The sequence below is a fragment of the uncultured Megamonas sp. genome, assembly GCF_958438645.1.
GTDB lineage: Bacteria > Bacillota > Negativicutes > Selenomonadales > Selenomonadaceae > Megamonas.
Genome location: NZ_CAUBSM010000004.1, coordinates 1 through 16495 on the forward strand (window position 1 = coordinate 1; position 16495 = coordinate 16495).

General features: G+C 29.8%; 18 protein-coding genes. 7 read left to right on the top strand and 11 right to left on the bottom strand.

All coding sequences use genetic code 11. The annotated features are described in order from the left end of the window. Positions 1 to 41: 41 nt before the first annotated feature. Together Q5I67_RS04500 and Q5I67_RS04505 are read left to right on the top strand one after the other, a co-directional pair. Positions 42 to 542 carry a hypothetical protein gene (locus tag Q5I67_RS04500; RefSeq protein ID WP_302486489.1) on the top strand — a complete coding sequence of 167 codons (501 nt, stop codon included), beginning with the start codon at positions 42 to 44 and terminating at the stop codon, positions 540 to 542. 218 nt (positions 543 to 760) lie between these two features. After that, positions 761 to 2113 (top strand): tetratricopeptide repeat protein, encoded by a 1353-nt coding sequence (locus Q5I67_RS04505; protein ID WP_302486490.1) that lies wholly within the window; start codon positions 761 to 763, stop codon positions 2111 to 2113. 41 nt (positions 2114 to 2154) lie between these two features. Here Q5I67_RS04505 and Q5I67_RS04510 read toward each other — a convergent pair whose 3' ends face one another. Continuing rightward, positions 2155 to 2694, bottom strand: coding sequence for an amidase domain-containing protein (locus tag Q5I67_RS04510; RefSeq protein ID WP_204966749.1), 540 nt, complete (start codon positions 2692 to 2694; stop codon positions 2155 to 2157). 172 nt (positions 2695 to 2866) lie between these two features. Here Q5I67_RS04510 and Q5I67_RS04515 point away from each other — a divergent pair, with 172 nt between their 5' ends. Together Q5I67_RS04515 and Q5I67_RS04520 are read left to right on the top strand one after the other, a co-directional pair. After that, positions 2867 to 3688 carry a hypothetical protein gene (locus Q5I67_RS04515; protein ID WP_302486491.1) on the top strand — a complete coding sequence of 274 codons (822 nt, stop codon included), beginning with the start codon at positions 2867 to 2869 and terminating at the stop codon, positions 3686 to 3688. Between the two features lie 71 nt (positions 3689 to 3759). After that, complete coding sequence (locus Q5I67_RS04520) at positions 3760 to 4329, top strand: hypothetical protein (RefSeq protein WP_302486492.1); 570 nt, start codon at positions 3760 to 3762, stop codon at positions 4327 to 4329. Positions 4330 to 4431: 102 nt separating this feature from the next. Here Q5I67_RS04520 and Q5I67_RS04525 read toward each other — a convergent pair whose 3' ends face one another. From Q5I67_RS04525 to Q5I67_RS04570, 10 genes are all read right to left on the bottom strand, one after another. Beyond that, complete coding sequence (locus tag Q5I67_RS04525) at positions 4432 to 5304, bottom strand: IS3 family transposase (RefSeq protein WP_302486493.1); 873 nt, start codon at positions 5302 to 5304, stop codon at positions 4432 to 4434. Next, positions 5280 to 5786, bottom strand: a complete 507-nt coding sequence (locus Q5I67_RS04530; RefSeq protein ID WP_302486150.1) for a helix-turn-helix domain-containing protein — start codon at positions 5784 to 5786, stop codon at positions 5280 to 5282. Before Q5I67_RS04530 ends, Q5I67_RS04525 begins: the two co-directional genes overlap by 25 nt. An 88-nt stretch (positions 5787 to 5874) precedes the next feature. Continuing rightward, positions 5875 to 7119 (bottom strand): U32 family peptidase, encoded by a 1245-nt coding sequence (locus Q5I67_RS04535; RefSeq protein WP_302486494.1) that lies wholly within the window; start codon positions 7117 to 7119, stop codon positions 5875 to 5877. Positions 7120 to 7134: 15 nt separating this feature from the next. Continuing rightward, entirely contained in the window at positions 7135 to 7737 is a 603-nt protein-coding gene (locus Q5I67_RS04540) for an O-methyltransferase (protein ID WP_302486495.1), read from the bottom strand. Positions 7738 to 7761: 24 nt separating this feature from the next. Further along, entirely contained in the window at positions 7762 to 8796 is a 1035-nt protein-coding gene (gene mltG, locus Q5I67_RS04545) for an endolytic transglycosylase MltG (protein WP_302486496.1), read from the bottom strand. A 32-nt stretch (positions 8797 to 8828) separates the two neighbouring features. After that, positions 8829 to 9302 (bottom strand): SsrA-binding protein SmpB, encoded by a 474-nt coding sequence (smpB, locus tag Q5I67_RS04550; protein ID WP_296898098.1) that lies wholly within the window; start codon positions 9300 to 9302, stop codon positions 8829 to 8831. A gap of 30 nt (positions 9303 to 9332) precedes the next feature. After that, positions 9333 to 11819 (bottom strand): ribonuclease R, encoded by a 2487-nt coding sequence (rnr, locus tag Q5I67_RS04555; RefSeq protein WP_302486497.1) that lies wholly within the window; start codon positions 11817 to 11819, stop codon positions 9333 to 9335. 33 nt (positions 11820 to 11852) lie between these two features. After that, complete coding sequence (locus tag Q5I67_RS04560; RefSeq protein ID WP_296898094.1) at positions 11853 to 12587, bottom strand: carboxylesterase; 735 nt, start codon at positions 12585 to 12587, stop codon at positions 11853 to 11855. A 122-nt stretch (positions 12588 to 12709) separates the two neighbouring features. Beyond that, positions 12710 to 12940: a preprotein translocase subunit SecG gene (gene secG / locus Q5I67_RS04565; protein WP_008537917.1), complete on the bottom strand. Its 231-nt coding sequence runs from the start codon at positions 12938 to 12940 to the stop codon at positions 12710 to 12712. A 160-nt stretch (positions 12941 to 13100) separates the two neighbouring features. After that, the gene (locus Q5I67_RS04570; protein ID WP_302486498.1) at positions 13101 to 14048 is read right to left on the bottom strand and encodes an NAD(P)-dependent oxidoreductase; all 948 of its coding nucleotides are present in this window, start codon (positions 14046 to 14048) and stop codon (positions 13101 to 13103) included. Positions 14049 to 14189: 141 nt separating this feature from the next. Between Q5I67_RS04570 and Q5I67_RS04575 the strand changes: the two genes are divergently transcribed. The 3 genes from Q5I67_RS04575 (at position 14190) to Q5I67_RS04585 (ending at position 16491) form a co-directional block, all read left to right on the top strand. After that, complete coding sequence (locus Q5I67_RS04575; RefSeq protein ID WP_302486499.1) at positions 14190 to 15059, top strand: LysR family transcriptional regulator; 870 nt, start codon at positions 14190 to 14192, stop codon at positions 15057 to 15059. A 155-nt stretch (positions 15060 to 15214) separates the two neighbouring features. Further along, the gene (locus Q5I67_RS04580) at positions 15215 to 15568 is read left to right on the top strand and encodes a helix-turn-helix domain-containing protein (RefSeq protein ID WP_296898088.1); all 354 of its coding nucleotides are present in this window, start codon (positions 15215 to 15217) and stop codon (positions 15566 to 15568) included. A 71-nt stretch (positions 15569 to 15639) separates the two neighbouring features. Continuing rightward, positions 15640 to 16491, top strand: a complete 852-nt coding sequence (locus tag Q5I67_RS04585) for an aldo/keto reductase (RefSeq protein ID WP_302486500.1) — start codon at positions 15640 to 15642, stop codon at positions 16489 to 16491. The last annotated feature ends 4 nt before the right edge of the window (positions 16492 to 16495 follow it).

A 16495-nucleotide genomic window follows, 5' to 3' on the forward strand; every position in this document is an offset into this window, starting at 1 on the left:
CATATCAAACAACTCTTTATGTATGACAGGAAGTGTTATACATGGATAAACATATCTTTGAGTTGATTGATACTATCCAAAAAGGCAATAAAGAAAAAATAACAGATATTCTAACTATCTTTCAAGATCAAATCAAATGTTACGGCAGAAAAGCACAATCTGAAGATATACAGCAGGACTTATATATTTTCCTACTCCATCTTATTAATACAATATCTTTAGATAAAATGAATAACACTAATGATAAAACCTTGATTTCATATATATCACATAGCATTAAATTTAAGTTCTACAAATACTTTAAACAGCAATATAATCAATCTAACACTGAACTTAATTTTCTTGACGAAATAAATTATGAAGAAAATCCTGCCAACTATATATCCGAAAATAGGGTATTCAGTGATTTAGAGTTCTTAAACTTATTAAAGGATTTAACCGATAAAGAACGAAACGTTATCATCAACAAGTACAAATACGGATTTTCCGTAAGTGAATTGCCAAGAAAAATAAGGTTTCAGTTCAAGCAGTATATAAATTAGAAAAACGTGCTTTAAACAAACTAAGAAAATTATTGCCTTAAAACAAAAGAGTAATTGACTAACAATGTTCTAGTCGATTACTCTTTTGTTCATTCTGTGATAATATATGAGTATAATCTCTATTATTCAAATTGGAGGTGAACACTATGAAAAAAGTCATTTTTCTATCAATATTTATACTCTTTCTTAGTGAATTAATTTTTCCCAATATTTTAAAGGTGGAACCCATTCCCGGTCAAACTTACAAAATAATTAATAATAAACAAATTGTACCGTTTGAAACCGCCTGGCAGGATATATGGAAAAATATCGACAAACTTGATTATAGACAACAGATTGCTGTTGCTACTTACATTATAAATTTCATTAATCCAGATTTCATTGACGCTTATATTGTTCGCGGTGATGCTTATTTCGCCACTAACAACTATATCGAAGCTATCGCTGATTATAAAACCGCTTTAAAACAACAATCTGATAACGCAACTTTTAACTATAAACTCGGTATCACCTACAACTATATAAATCATACAGAAGCCCTAACTTATCTAAATAATGCTGTTTCCCTAAATAACACAAACGGCGATTATTATTTTGAACGAGGCTATGCCCAATATAATCAATTTAATAAAAATGCAGCAGAAAAAGATTATAACACAGCTTGTTTAATGAACAGTAAATTTACCAGTAAATCTTATCCTTTATTAAATAACAATAGAAAATATATTGCTTGGAATACCGCATTAAATAAAGCTGTTTATTATAATAAATGTGAAATGTATAGACATGCTTACAGTTATTTTTTTGATGTAGTTAATTACCAAAATTTACTGCATTCATTTAACCCATCTTATACTATTTTGACAACAAATACTGAAAATAAATCATGGTTTTTCCTTGAAATATTAAAATCCGCCATAAACTACAAATATTATCAAACAGCACTAAATACTGCTAAATACGGCATTCAGTCAAACAATTTGCCAACAGATATTTTAGCTGAATTATATATGTGGCAAAGTTTTGCTTTTGCTGGCAATGGACAAACAGAAGATGCACAAATATCTCAACTAAAAGCTTTAAAATTATCTCCGCAAAATCCGAGAATTTACTGGATTTTAGGTGATATCTATCAGCAGATTTATAATGATACCGATAATGCCATAAAAAATTATCAAAAATCTTTAAATCTAATGCCTAGAACCTGTTCTCAATATTCTAAACTTATTATAATACTTGCTGAAACGTATAAAAAATCTGGAGATATTATCAAAGCCCATTCATTAGCTTATAACTGGCTTATATCACAAAAACAAATGTTAAGTATAGATAATCCCGACCCGATAAATGCTCCTGTTTACTTAAGTTATGCCAAAGCCTATGATATTTTAGGTAATACTCAACTTGCTCAAATTTATTATCACACAGCTTTAGCCTTAAATTCTGAATATGATATTCCGACAAAATATTATCCAAACAAAAATGAACAAATTACTTATCTACCATCAATAATAATAAATATAAATGATAATACATATGTCGAATTAAATTCATATCCATTTATAAATTGATAAAAAGGCTATTGCATTAATTTATGCAATAGCCTTTTATCTTAACTATTATAGATTATATTAAGAGCACGAATAATTCTAATTTTAGAGTTTGGCGAATCTCCTGCTGAAGAAAACTGTACCGTCAAATCCATGTAATTAGCAAAAGAACTATGCGCACAGTAACGCGGCATACCGTTTACTAAATCCATGATAATAATTGAGTGATGCCATCCTTTATCCGCATTATAACACTGTACAATATCCCCTGGTTGAATAATATTAGTATAATCATTTAATGGTGTACTTATTTCCTGTACAATTTTAGCAATAGGCATACCATCTGCATTTGGATCTAAATCCGCAGAAGAAGTTGTCATAAAATAACAAAAAGTTTCTACTTCCGCCCATGCAGGTGTAAAAATATATCGACTAATATCATTAGCCCAATAAGAACACATTTTTATACCACCTTCATGCCAACATTGCGATACAAAGTTCGTACAATCGTCACCTTCTCTGTAATAATTTCCATCATTATTCCATGTTGCCCATGCTGAAGCATAACTTATTGCTTTATTCACATCTAACCATTGACTCATTTTACATGTCTCCTTAATTTTTATTCTGTAACCGATTACATTTATATAGAGTTCTTCTGTATCTCAAAATTAAACCCGTACAAAAAATTTTTTTCGATTTGACATTTCAAAATCACTGTGCAAAGATATATGTAATTTATAGGGATTATATATTTTAAAGGAGGTAATTATCTTGAAGTTATTAAAAATCTTATTGACTGTACCGTTTATAAGTTTTATTATTGCTATGTTTACTGATCCTTACATTTATTCTTTTTCCATTTTACCTCATAAGGAAGGAATTTTTAATTTAATAATATTATTCATACCTCTGCTTTATATCCTTCTGCCATTGGAAAAATTTTTTCAGCCTAAATCACGCATCATTTTTACGAAAATTATTGCCAGTTTCATATATTTTATCTGTTTATTTTCCTGCTTCGGTGATATTGTATTTAAACAGATAATTATCGCTTTTGTTCTAACTTTATTAATAGCTTATCTGTACTGCTCGATTTCTTTACGTTTCAAATTTTTAGATATAGTTGCAAGAATTATTCTTTGTCTTTTCATTATCGGAACAAGTGTATTTACTCTTTACATTCCGTTTCGTATAGCCAAAAATCGTTATATTGAAACTCATCAGCCTTATACAGAATATGTCGATATCATCCCTACCATAAAATACGCCATCACTACGCAAAACGGCTATGATGAGAAAATAGCCGAACATATGCCCGAAAAAATTTTTAAACAGCTCAATCAAAAAAAATATTATCCAAAATTAGACCATTTCGGCACATTGGAACTGACTGAACTGTATCAAAAACAAGATAAAAATGACTCTCGTATTATCTATGTAGATACCCGCTCAACTATGATTTTAGAAGATGCAAATAACAATCACATCTCCGGCGGTCAAGATTATCAGCAATTTACTGTTCTAATAGAAAACAATACATGGTATCTTATTGGATATGATGAACCTGTATCTTCTGATTGGCGATATAAATAAAAAAACAGTTCCAATAAAATCAAAACCGCTTTATTTTGCCTTATATTTTATTAGATTGGAGGAGTTTATCTATGAAAAAGTTTCTAATGTTTTTCTGTTTTCTTTTGTTAATGCCTATCAATTCTGCTTTTGCTCAAACAGATGAAGACGTATATATTTATAAACCGCTTCCTAATAATCCGCCTTTTCATTATATCTATGACGATATTATGCACAATGATTTCAATTTGGATTGGAATGATGATTTAATAAAAATAAATCAGCTGTACAATCTTAAATACTACGGCTATAAAGGCAGATATTACGAATCATACGTTTTGCTTCCAACAGAAAAATATTCGCCTGATGAATCGTTTATTATTTTATATATGTATAACAACAAATTATATAAAGCCGCCCTGTTTTTTAATAAAAAACTTAATTCAGATAAACAGCAGTATGCAAATTTCACGAAATATTATCTTCTAAAACGCGCTATGACAAAAAATTTTGGTAAACCGACTGCTGTAACAAATGACGGCAAACTGACCGTATGGCAGGGCACGGCGGTTGATGAAATTTCTGTACAGGATATCATCGACGGCGTTCCTGCATTCTATGAAAAATACTTTAACTATTTGTATGAAACACATCAAATATAATATTTGCCTTATTTTTTATTACATCTTATGGCATACGATAAAAAAGACCTATAAAGCTGTTCATTCAACTTTGATATGCACCCAAAATATTGGACATATTAATTAAGCTACTAATTGAGACTTAGTTCTGTATTCTACGGGACTAAGTCCTTTTAGTTTTATCTTTATCCGTTTTGTATTATAATATTTTATATAAGATTTTAACTCTTTTATAAAATCTTCAACAGATTTGAATTTTTTTAAATAGAATAATTCGCTTTTTAGTAAACCAAAGAAATTTTCTATTACGGTATTATCTAAGCAATTGCCTTTTCGGCTCATGCTTTGGATAATGCCTTTTTCTTTTAATAACTTCTGATACCTCTTATTTTGATATTGCCAGCCTTGGTCTGAATGTAGAATTATCCCTTTCGTTTCTTTTATCTTTCTTGTTGCATCTTCTACCATATCTAATACTTGCTTTAGTATTGGTCTTTTCGATATTTTATAACTTATTATTTCTCCGTTATATAAATCTATTATTGGTGATAAGTATATTTTTTCATTACATAATGCAAATTCTGTTACATCTGTTGCCCATTTTTCGTTTGGTTTTTCTGCTTTGAAATTTCTATTTAATATATTTTTAGCTATTTTTCCTTCTTGCCCTCTATACGATTTATATTTCTTTGCTCTTACTTTGCATGTTAAATTTTCTTCTTTCATTAATCTCATAACTACTTTATGATTGACTTTTATTCCTTGTTTATGCAGCTGCAAAGTTACTCTTCTATATCCATATCTTCCATGATTTTTATTACAAATATTATGAATTAATGTTTTTAATCCTTTATATTTATCTTCTCTAGATAATTTTTTTAATGCATCATAATATGTGCTTTTAGCTAATTTTGTATAGTTTAATAGGGCTTTTAGAGTATATTTTTTCCTTAATTTAGCAATTACTAGAACTAGTGTCTTCCTTCCTTTTCCCATTGCTTCATTAAGGCATGCCACTTTTTTAATAGGTCATTTTCCATCCTTAATTGATAATTTTCTTGTTCCAATTGTTCAACGTAAGAAAGTTCTTTTTTAGGTTTGTTAACTTTGTTTTTAGATTTTTTCATAGATGGTCTACCTCGTTTCTTAGCAAGTAAGCCAGAAAATCCATAAGAACGATACAACTTTTCCCATGTAGAAATTGTACCAGTATTAGGAATGGAAAATTTGGCTGCTGTTTGATTTAATGATAAATGATGTAGCCATTTATATTCAATAACTTTTTGCTTAAAGATAGGAGTATATTTACGATTTTTATGAAGAAGTTGTGGAATACCACCATGTTCATAATGAGATATCCATCTGCAAAGAGGAGCTATATCTGGCATGTTTAGAATTTTAGCTACATGAGAAATAGAATCTCCTTTTAAAACCATTTTAATTGCTTTAACTTTAAATTCATTTGAGTATTTAGTCATAAAAAAACTGCACCTCCAAAAGTTGTTTTTTGTCCAACTTTTGGGGTGCAGTTCAATCTGTAAATAAATGATTATAACGCTTTTTTATTTAATTTTCTTCAGTAACTACATCACGTCTTAAAATTGTATATGGCACAACAGGTTTATCCATTTTCATAGTAATAATCTGTTGTGGATGTGGTGCTACTTCTATGGAAATACCTTCATCATTAAACATTTCTGTAATAGTTTGTTTAAATAAAGGTGCATCAGGTTGGAAGAATTCTATTTTTTGTCCAACTGTTAAATGATTACGTTGCTGTATAGTAGCAATTTTAGTTTCTTCATCATAATCAAGTACTAAGCCTACAAAATCAGATGTATGTTCATAAGATGTTGTGTTGTAAATTTGATCATCACAAGAAGTTTTATGATAAGAGAAACCACTTGTATATTCACGATGAGAAACTTTATTTAATTCATCTATCCATTCTTGTTTGATTATAAATTCTTCTGGATTTTCAAAATAACTATCGATAGCATGACGGTATGCACTTACTACACTAGCTACATAATGAATAGATTTCATACGACCTTCAATTTTTAAGCTATCTACACCACATTCGATGATATCTTTTAGATAAGGAAGTAAACACATATCTTTAGAATTAAAGAAATATGTTCCATTTTCATCTTCAGTTACAGGGAAAAATTGACCAGGACGTTTTTCTTCAGTCAAATTATATTTCCAACGGCAAGGTTGTGTGCATGCTCCACGATTAGAATCTCTACCTGTTAAATAATTACTGATTAAGCAACGACCAGAATAAGAAATACACATTGCACCATGTACAAACATTTCTAATTCTACATCAGTTTTTTCGCGAATTTCCTTTATTTCAGCAAAGGAAAGTTCACGAGCTAATACAACACGTTCTGCTCCTAAATTTTGCCATGCTTTGACAGCTCTCCAGTTAGTATTATTAGCCTGTGTACTAACATGTACTTCAAGACCAGGTACTTCATTTTTTATGAGCATGAATAAACCAATATCAGATACTAAAACAGCATCAACTCCAACCTCTACCAATTCTTGTAGATATGGTAAAATCTCATTTATATCATTATTATGCGGAAAAATATTTGCTGTTACATAGACTTTTCTACCGCGTTCATGAGCAAATTTAATACCTTCAATCATTTCTTCTTTGGAAAAATTACCGCCATAAGCACGAAGCCCAAAGCGTTTTCCGCCAAGATATACAGCATCTGCTCCATATAAAATAGCCATTTTTAATTTTTCTAGATTTCCTGCTGGTGCTAATAATTCAGGTTTTTTTATTGTATTTTGCATTGTTCCTCCAAATAATTAATTAGTTTTCAATCTTTTAGTTAAAGCTAAGCCATCGCCATTTTCAAAAATCTCTGTTGTAAATTTATCTGTATCACTTACCATAGCAATGTATTCTCGCAATCTTTTTACAATCGTCTTATATCGGCGAGGGGGCTTTTCTTCACTCATTACATATCCACGGAATAATACATTATCAGCCAAGATAATTCCATCATCAGCTAATAATGGCAATACTTTTTTTAAATAATCAGGATATTGCCCTTTCGCTGCATCGATAAAAACCATATCAAATTTATAATTTTTATCTAACTTTCCTATATTTTCAGCAGCATCACCTAAGATTATTTCAATCTGATCCTTGTATTTAGATTGATTTATAAAATTTTGAGCTTGTGTTGCACGTTCCTCATCTAATTCCAAAGAAATAATCTTTGCATTTTCTGCACCATAATAAATAGTTAATAGTGCAGAATATCCTATCGCAGTACCAATTTCTAAAACTCTTTGTGGCTTATATTTTTTTACTATATCAATAAAAACTTTTCTGCCGTTTTCATTGATGATTGGTACTTTATTTTCTTTTGCAAAATCTTCCATTTGCTTAAATAAAGCTTCCACGTTTTAATTCCTCTTAATTATCATTTATTTGCCATATATTTCATCAATAACTTTTAAATGTTCATCATACGTTACACTATAATGATTATGCCCTTCACTATCTGCCACAAAATACAAATAATCTGTATTTGCTGGATATAACACAGCCTCAATAGAAGCAAGACCAGGATTTCCAATAGGGCCTGGCGTCAAACCTTCATGTTGATACGTATTATATGGAGAATCAAGCTTTGTATCTTCAATGCTAAATTCTTCCTTATGTTCATCTAGAGCATATTGAATAGTCGCATCAGATTGTAACATCATATGATTTTCTAGTCGTTTGAAAAATACATCAGCAATAATTGGTCTATCTTCTGCAAATTTAGCTTCTTTTTCCACTAAAGATGCCATGGTTACTAATTTAAAAATAGATAAATTTTCCTCTTTAGCACGTTCACGCATTTTACTATTTAATCTATGGTCAAAATTATCTACCATGATTTGCATGATTTGTTTTGCACCATAAGACCTATCAATATCGTAAGTATCAGGAAATAAAAAACCCTCTACAGCATATTTGATATCCTTATTTTCTGTAGCTTCTTTCATATAATCATATGGAGTATAATCTTTTGCTACCTTGCAAAATTCTTCTTTTGTAGTCAAATTTTCTTTTTCTAATAAATTAGCAATATCTTCTACAGTGAAACCTTCTGGAATAGTTATTCTCACCACTTGACTTTCTGGGCCTTGAACCAATCTATCAAGTACAGAATTTATATTCATACCTACGCGAAAATAATAAATTCCTTCTTTAAATTGAGTATCCTTACCTTCCAAACGAGCTAAAATGCGAAAACCAAGACCATTGTTTATTATAGCATGTTCTTGCAAATTTTGAGCAATTTCTGCTGTAGACATGCCACTTTCTATATTTATAGAAATATTATCGCCATGACCTTCATCATCACCGATGAAAAATAAATTATATCCGCCTAAAAATATTAATACTACAGCCAAACCAATTCGAACTTGATATTTAGTAGTAGTTAATACAGATTTTATCTTTTCCCACATAAATAATTAATCACCATCTCACTTAGCTATATTTAATATTTTTGACGTTCCTTCAATGCACGTTCAACATCACGTTTGGCAGCTTTTTCTGCTAAAGCTTGACGTTTATCATAATTTTTCTTACCAGTAGCAAGACCTAAAGCCACTTTTGCTCTACCTTTGCTAAAATAAACTTTTAATGGTACTAATGTAAAACCTTTTTCTTTGATCTTACTGGATAATTTCACTATTTCCATTTTATGCATCAGTAATTTTCTAGCACGAAGTGGATCATGATTGAAAATATTTCCCTGTTCATAAGGGCTGATGTGCATATTATCTAAAAAGATTTCATTATTTTTGATTTTAGCAAAGCTATCTTTTAAATTAGCTTTACCAGCACGAAGAGATTTAACTTCTGTACCCACTAAAACAATTCCAGCTTCATATGTTTCATGAATAAAATAATCATGACGAGCCTTTCTATTTTCACAAACAATTTTTACACTTGCATTTTTCTTTCCCATAAAATCAACCTTACTTATTATCTAAAATATTTATTTCTTACGGCGTTTGCCTTTTGAAACTCTATCTCGCACACGTTCTTTAGATCCACTTTTTTTGCGAGATTTCTTCGTATAGATTTTATCATAAAAAGCACTTTTCTTGTTATCTTTTTTCTTGCTTTCTATCTTAGTAATAGATTTTTTCTTTTTCTCCTCTATTTTTTTATGCTCTTTATCTTTACGTTTTTTACGTTTATATTTATCCGCTTGCTTTTTACTAGCTTTATTTTCTCTAGCAAAATTTTCTTTTATCTTTAAATCTTTTTTTACATTATTATTGATTTCTGCAAAAAATGGTTTAGCGATTATATCATCTTCAAAAACAAGAGGCATTTTACCATTATCTTTTAAGATAAAATCAATAGCACGCTCTTTTATACTTGCTCTTGTCAAAATAACAGTTACTTCATCACCTAAACGATATCTGAAATTAGTCATTTCACCAACAAGAGCATATTCTTTTTCTACATATTCATAATAATCATTTACCATAGTAGATACATGAACTAGACCTTCAACACCATTATCTAATTCTACAAAAATACCAAAAGCTGTAACACCACTGATAATACCATGGAATTCGTCACCCAAGAAACGAGCCATATATTCGATTTCTTTAATTAAAGTTGTCTCGCGTTCCGCTTCCGTAGCCACTCGTTCTTGTTTAGATGTATGTGTAGCTACTTCAGGTAATCTTGATTTTAACTTTTCTTGACGTTCTGCTGTCATTTTTCCATTTAATTGTTCTTTTAATAAACGATGAACGATTAAATCTGGATAACGTCTAATCGGTGAAGTAAAATGCGTATAATATTTAGCAGCCAAACCAAAATGCCCCAAATTTTCTGCCTTATACTTAGCTTGTTGCATACTACGTAAAGCTACAGCAGAAATGATTTTTTCTTCTGGTTTTCCTTTTATAGAATTTAATACCTCTTGAATAGCTCTAGGCTCAATTTCACCTTCAGTATTGCGATTAAGATGTAAATTAAAATTAGCCAATAATTCATTTAAAGCAAACATTTTATCTTCTACAGGCTCTTCATGCACACGATAAATAAAAGGCAATTCTTTTTTAGCCATATGTTCAGCTACAGTTTCATTCGCCACTAACATACATTCTTCAATGATAGATTCACCCAAACCATGTTCACGTTTTACAAGACCTACAGCTTGACCTTTAGCATTTAATTTTACTTTAACTTCAGGAATATCAAAATCTATAGAACCACGCATTTGACGTCGTTTATTTAAAACTTTATATACTGCTTCTAAATTATGCAACAATGGCAAAATATCTTGGTTATCTTCAACCATCTGCATATCTTTTTCTACTAAGATACGATTTACTAACTTATAAGTCAATCGGCGATATACATGAATGACAGTAGGAAAAATATCGTATTTGATCACAGTACCATTTGCATCAATTTCCATTTCCGCACACATGGAAAGTCTATCTTCACCAGCATTTAAACTACAGATACCATTAGATAATTCTACAGGTAACATAGGAATAACTCTATCCGCCAAATATACACTTGTACCACGATTATAAGCTTCTTTATCTAAAGGTGAAAAAGCTTTTACATAATGACTAACATCAGCAATATATACACCTAAGAAAAAATTACCATTTGGCAATTTTTCAGCATAAACACCATCATCTAAGTCTTTGGCATCTTCACCATCAATAGTTACTATTTGTAAATGGCGTCTATCTTTACGTTTATTACATTCTGCTTTACTAGGTACTTGTTCAATTTGTTTAGCTTCTTCTTGTACATCTATAGGAAATTGCTCAGCCAAATCATATTGACGCATTACAGATAAAATATCTACACCAGGAGCACCTATTTTCCCCAAAACTTCTACAATTTTACCTTCTGGACTGTGATTTTTCGTAGGCCATTTAGTGATTTCAGCCACTACTTTCATTCCCACTTTTGCTCCATTAAAATTACGACCTTCAATAAAAATATCCTGATTTAAACGATTATCATCTGGAACTACAAAACCAAATGTTCTACTGCTCTCAAAAGTACCTACAACTTTATTATTAGCACGCTCTAAAATGCGAATTACTTCACCTTCACGCTTAGAAAAATTACTTCTTTCAGTAGTGATGCGTACTAATACTTTATCATTATTCATCGCTGAATTTAACATACCAGCAGGAATAAAAATATCATCAACTTTAGCTTTGCCTTCTTCTAATCCATTATCTGGAATAACAAAGCCAAAGCCTTTAGACGTGATGCTCATTTTACCTACAACTAAATTCATATGTTTTGGCAAACCAAATAAACCACTTCTATTTTGAATGAGTAAATTTTTCTTCTCTAATTCTTCCATAGCAGTTGGCAATTGTCTTATTTCATCTGCTTCTAAAGCTAAAGCATATAATAAATCTTCTTGACTCATCGGTCTTTTAGCCTTAGTTTGCATATATTCCATTATTTTTTCTTGTAAATTCATAAATTTATCCTCTATCTAAAATCTCCAAATAATTTATTTCAAAAAATCTTCAATCTTGCTAAATAACTTATCATGTTCAATATCCAAAGTTACTAAATGACCAGAAAAATTTAATTTAAATAATTCTTTGTCTTTACTGCCAACATGATCATAAATATACTGACCACTTTCTTCTTTAACAGTGTGATCATTTTTACTTTGAACAATTAATATTGGTTTAGAAATTTCTGGTAGAATTTCTTTTGTTTTTGCTATTATATCTAATAATTGATGAACGCAGACAAGAGGCATTTTATTATAAGATACATTATATCTCTTAGCCAGTTCAGGTAATTCTCTTCTATTTTTACGTTGATATCGTCCCACTGATTTTTCAAGTGGTGGTAAAAATCTTAAATTGCGTTCATTAGCTATATATACAGGAGCAGACATTGAGATTATTTTCTTTACAGGAAAATCTCTACCAATTCTCATAGCTAATAAACCACCCATGGATAAACCAATAACAGAAATCTCACTACATATACCGCGTAATAAATGATATCCATCACACGCACTGTGATACCATTCATGCCAATTTGTATGAGCCATTTCCTCTACAGTTGTACCATGACCAGCCAATCGCACACCTAGCACAGTATAGCCTTGTCTATATAAATAATTTCCTAATAATATCATTTCAGAAGGCGAGCCTGTAAATCCATGTATCAATAATACACCTTTTGAACCTCCAGGTAATAAAAATGGCTCTGCACCACTAATAATCATAAAAATACCTCCTAAATCTAAAAATATTATTAAAATAAATTAATAATCAAAATGTTAAATTCTATGATAAAAAAAATTCCCTATCTACTTCAAATTAATTCAAATAGATAGAGAATAATTTTTTATGCTACCATCTTAGCTATGATTAAAGTAATTATCATAAACAGTACTGCAAAAAACACAGTAAAACGAGCCATTAGAGCATCCATACCACGAGCACTGCTACTAAAAGCTGTCTCATTTTGTCCTGATAAACTTCCCATACCAGCAGTTTTACCTTCTTGCATAAGCACGGAAGCAATCAATCCAATCGCTACTAACGCATCTATAATCATCAAAATAGTTAATAACATATTTATCCTCCCCACAAACTTAAACCTGCTAGTACTATAATAGCATATCTGTATCTTTGATTACAAGTTATAAATTCGCTAGAATAAAGCCTTATATAATCAGACTTTATCCTTATATAGATAAATTTTCTAATATTTTCTATAAAATTTCACATAATATTTACATAATATTTTGTGGTTTTCCCTCAATCCATTTTGCAATATTTTCTAAAGCTATAATAGCTCTTTTTTGCATAGCTTCTTGCGTATCAAATCCAATATGTGGAGATAATACAATATTTTTTGCAGTTAACAATGGGTTTTCTGCTCCAATAGGTGGTTCTGTATCAAAAACATCAATGCCAGCACCAGCAATTTTTCCTTTATTTAAAGCATCAGCTAAAGCTTGTGTATCGATAACTTTTCCTCTAGCTGTATTGATTAAAATAGCATTTTTCTTCATTAAAGCAATTTTTTCTGCATTTATCATACATGTAGTTTCTTTTGTAAGTGGCATATGCAGTGAAATAATATCGCATTCTTTCAAAATAGTATCCATATCCACAAATTTAAATTCACTATTTTCAGGAACATGTCTGCGATAACAATATACTTCACAACCAAAAGCTTTAGCTATTTTTGCTACTTTTAAACCAATAGCACCTGCTCCAATAATACCGAATTTTTTATGACAAAGTTCTAACCCGCGAAGACCATTACTTGTCTCATGATTTTTTGCAGCTATACCACACTCAGCTAATTTTCTATACAGACTTATACACATACCGATTACAAGCTCGCTGACAGCTTCATTTGCATATCCTGAACAATTAGAAACTAAGATATCATGTTCATGACAATAATCCATATCTACATGGTCTACACCAGTAAAAGCAACAGAAAGCATTTTTAAATTACTACATGCTTTCAAAACATTTTCTCTATACGGTTTATTAGCTATTATCACTGCATCAGCATCTTTACAGCGTTTGATTTTTTCTTCATCGCTATCTGCTAAAGAATTATAATACTTGATTTCTACATCTTGAGGTAAAATATCTTTTGCTAATTCATTCAATGTTTTTTCATCTATACCTATTGTTTCCGCGATAACTAAATTTAAACTCATAAATCCACTTCCTAACCATAAATTTATTCACTATAAAATTTTATTCGCTATTAAACAATAAATACCTGCAAATTAAATTCTAGCCAAATATATTTATATATCCTATAATTACATCAAATAAAAATTTTAGAAGGTGCTTTTATGGAATTTCGTTTATTAAAATATTTTTTAATGGTAGCTCGCGAAGAAAATATAACAAAAGCAGCCAATTTATTACACATCACACAGCCCACTTTATCTAGACAACTTATTCAATTAGAAGAAGAACTCGGAGTAACTTTATTTCAAAGAAGTAAACATCGCATTATTTTAACTGAAGATGGTATGTTATTGCGTCGTCGAGCCAACGAAATAATTTCTTTGATGGAAAAAACACAACAAGAATTGACAAAAGAATGCGATGATTTAGTTGGAGAAATTTCTATAGGTTGTGGAGAAACTCAAAATATGTCATATTTATCTCAAAAAATAAGCAATTTTCACAAAGTCCACCCTTTAGTAAAATTCCATATTCATAGTACTACAGCCGATGAAATTAAAGAACGTATAGAAAATGGTCTTTTAGATATGGGACTAGTAACCGAACCTGTTGATATCAGTAAATACAATTTTATTCGATTACCTAAAAAAGAAGAATGGGGCATTTTAATTCATGAAAAGCACCGATTAGCACAGAAAAAATTCATCACACCAGACGATCTAGTCAATGAACCACTAATCATTACCAAACGTACAGCAGTGCAAAATGAATTAATTAATTGGTTTAATAATTCTCCAGAAAAGTTAAACATTGTAGCAACATATAATTTAATTTTAAATGCTGCTAATATGGTAAAACATCAAATAGGTATTGCCCTTTGTTTTAATCTTAATCTTGGAGAAATTTACCATGAGTTAAAATTTATACCATTATATCCAGAAATAAAAACTGGTGCTGTACTCATTTGGAAAAAAGATCATATATACTCACAGACCATGTTACACTTTTTGAATACAATTAAAAATGCTTAAAAGGCATTATTTATCATTAAATATAAGTATTAGTCATAATTAAATAAATATATTACAATGTAGGTGTTCAAAGAAATAGAATACCTACTTTTTTATTTTGCAAAATAAAATACTCACTATTAAATTCAAATAAAACGAAATAAGGAAGTATTAATATGACAATTGATGAAGCTAGTAAACGCTATAATATTCCCCTAGAAATCTTACATGAATATGAAAAATGGGGTTTATGTAATGCAGTAAAAAAAGTCATGGGTTCATGGCAATATGATGATAGTGATTTAGAAAATTTAAGCTTAATTATGACTTTACATGATATTGGCTTTAATATTAACGAAATCGAAAATTATATGCGATTATTATTAGATAAAAATAACAATGATAATTTGCAATTATATAGTTTAAATAAAAAACGCAATGAACTTCTTGATGAAATTCATTTCCGTGAAAAGCAATTAGAACGCTTAAACTATCTCCGTTACAAAATCGAACATAAATATACTAAATAATTTGAAAAATCCTATTGACTTGGAGTTAGCTACAAGGATTAAGATTAAATTATAAAACGAGGTACTTAAATATGGATAAACTTACATTAAACAACCAAGTAACAATACCACTTACAGGATTAGGTGTATATCAAATAAATAATCTTGATGAATGTGAACATACTGTATTAAATGCTTTAAAAATGGGTTATCACTTAATAGATACAGCCGCTTGTTATGGCAATGAAAAAGCCGTTGGCAATGCAATCAAAAAAAGTCAAATTCCTCGTGAAGATATTTTTATATCGTCTAAAGTTTGGATACAAGATGCTGGTTACCAAAAGACAAAACAATCATTTGCTAAAACATTAGAAAATTTACAAACAGATTATTTAGATTTATATCTTATTCATATGCCTTTTGGTGATTACCATGGCAGTTGGCAAGCTATGGAAGAATTATATGCTTCTGGAAAAATAAAAGCTATTGGTGTTTGCAATTTTCTACCAGATAGATTAGTTGATTTGATTTTAAGTCATAATATTATACCAGCAGTCAATCAAATAGAACTCCATTTATTTTGTCAACAACAAGAATTATTAAAACTCATGAAAAAATATGATATAAAACCTATGGCATGGGCTCCGTTTATTGAAGGCAAAGAAAAAATTTTTGAAAATCCTCTATTGATTTCTTTAGCTAAAAAATATAACAAAACTACAGCACAGATTATTTTGAAATGGCTAAGACAAAATAATATCATCAGTATTCCAAAATCTACGAATTATACACATCTTCAAGAAAATATACAATTAAATAATTTTACTTTAACAGCAGAAGAATTAGATGCTCTTACTCAATTAGATAAAAAACATAGCATCATTCTTGATTTACACGATATAAACGAAGTTTATCGCTTACACAATACTAAATTTATTCAATAACAAA

Excerpts from the sequence above, each read along its gene's own strand:
- Q5I67_RS04500 (WP_302486489.1), top strand. The coding sequence starts at position 42 with ATGGATAAACATATCTTTGAGTTGATTGATACTATCCAAAAAGGCAAT.
- Q5I67_RS04510 (WP_204966749.1), bottom strand. The coding sequence starts at position 2,694 with ATGAGTCAATGGTTAGATGTGAATAAAGCAATAAGTTATGCTTCAGCA.
- Q5I67_RS04520 (WP_302486492.1), top strand. The coding sequence starts at position 3,760 with ATGAAAAAGTTTCTAATGTTTTTCTGTTTTCTTTTGTTAATGCCTATC.
- Q5I67_RS04525 (WP_302486493.1), bottom strand. The coding sequence starts at position 5,304 with ATGGGAAAAGGAAGGAAGACACTAGTTCTAGTAATTGCTAAATTAAGG.
- Q5I67_RS04530 (WP_302486150.1), bottom strand. The coding sequence starts at position 5,786 with ATGACTAAATACTCAAATGAATTTAAAGTTAAAGCAATTAAAATGGTT.
- Q5I67_RS04535 (WP_302486494.1), bottom strand. The coding sequence starts at position 7,119 with ATGCAAAATACAATAAAAAAACCTGAATTATTAGCACCAGCAGGAAAT.
- mltG (WP_302486496.1), bottom strand. The coding sequence starts at position 8,796 with ATGTGGGAAAAGATAAAATCTGTATTAACTACTACTAAATATCAAGTT.
- smpB (WP_296898098.1), bottom strand. The coding sequence starts at position 9,302 with ATGGGAAAGAAAAATGCAAGTGTAAAAATTGTTTGTGAAAATAGAAAG.
- rnr (WP_302486497.1), bottom strand. The coding sequence starts at position 11,819 with ATGAATTTACAAGAAAAAATAATGGAATATATGCAAACTAAGGCTAAA.
- Q5I67_RS04560 (WP_296898094.1), bottom strand. The coding sequence starts at position 12,587 with ATGATTATTAGTGGTGCAGAGCCATTTTTATTACCTGGAGGTTCAAAA.
- secG (WP_008537917.1), bottom strand. The coding sequence starts at position 12,940 with ATGTTATTAACTATTTTGATGATTATAGATGCGTTAGTAGCGATTGGA.
- Q5I67_RS04570 (WP_302486498.1), bottom strand. The coding sequence starts at position 14,048 with ATGAGTTTAAATTTAGTTATCGCGGAAACAATAGGTATAGATGAAAAA.
- Q5I67_RS04575 (WP_302486499.1), top strand. The coding sequence starts at position 14,190 with ATGGAATTTCGTTTATTAAAATATTTTTTAATGGTAGCTCGCGAAGAA.
- Q5I67_RS04580 (WP_296898088.1), top strand. The coding sequence starts at position 15,215 with ATGACAATTGATGAAGCTAGTAAACGCTATAATATTCCCCTAGAAATC.
- Q5I67_RS04585 (WP_302486500.1), top strand. The coding sequence starts at position 15,640 with ATGGATAAACTTACATTAAACAACCAAGTAACAATACCACTTACAGGA.